A 1,058-nucleotide genomic window follows, 5' to 3' on the forward strand; every position below is an offset into this window, starting at 1 on the left:
GGACTGTCGACCGCGCTCTACCTCCGGCGCGCCGGCCGGGATGTCACCGTGATCGATCCGCTGCCGCCGGGCGGCGGCGCCTCCTACGGCAACGCCGGCATGATCAGCGCCGACACGGCCTCGCCGATCGCGATGCCCGGCATGCTGCGCCAGGTGCCCGGCTGGCTCCGGGACAAGAAGGGACCCCTCGTCGTCCACCCCTCCTACTTGCCCACCGCGCTGCCCTGGCTGATGCGCTGGATCAAGGAGGGGCGGATCGAGCGCGTCCTAGCGATCTCGGACGCGCTGCGCGCCCTGCACAAGGACGCGTTCGCCTGCTGGCAGGACCTGATCGGACCGCAGGCGTTCGGCGAGCTCGTCCGGCGCACCGGCCAGATCCAGGTTTGGGACGGCGAGGGCGAGAGCGCGGGCGCGCGCGTCGAGCGGCAGATCCGCGAGCGGCACGGCATCGAGGCGCAGGTGCTCGGGGCCGACGACCTGCAGCAGATGGTGCCCGGCATCTCCCGCGCCGTGCGGCGCGCGCTCCTCGTGCCCGGCAACGGCTACACGATCAGCCCAGCCAGGCTCGTCGGGGCCCTGGCCGAGCGTCTGCGCGGAGAGGGCGGCACGATCGTCGCCGAGCGGGCCCTGAAGCTCATCCCGCGCGAGGGCGGCGGCTTCACGGTCTGGACCAACGTCGCGAACCGCGTCGCCGCCGACGTCGTGGTCGCGGGCGGCGCGTGGTCGAAGGCGCTGCTCGATCCGCTCGGCGTGCGCGTGCCGCTCGAGACCGAGCGCGGCTACCACGCCATGTTGCCCGCGCCCTCGATCGAGCCGCGCTACACGATCAGCTACAAGTCGCGCGGTTTCGGGGTGACGCCGATGGAAGGGGGCCTGCGCGCGGCCGGAACGGTCGAGTTCGCGGGCCTCGACGCCCCGCCGGACGAGACCCGCGCCCGGATCCTGGCCGAGCACGCGCGTGCGCTCTTTCCCGGCCTCACTCACGGGGAGCCGCAGCTGTGGCTCGGTTTCCGCCCCTCACTCCCGGACACGCTGCCCGTGCTCGGTCCGGTCCCGCA

Annotated in this window: 1 protein-coding gene; it reads left to right on the forward strand. The window is 73.7% G+C overall.

Annotated elements, in window-relative coordinates; translation table 11 throughout:
• The coding region (locus OXS49_RS33335; protein ID WP_267428768.1) for an FAD-dependent oxidoreductase at nt 1-1,058 on the forward strand (1,058 nt) is incomplete at both ends.

This window comes from Methylobacterium sp. GC_Met_2 (genome assembly GCF_026540795.1).
Lineage (GTDB): Bacteria > Pseudomonadota > Alphaproteobacteria > Rhizobiales > Beijerinckiaceae > Methylobacterium.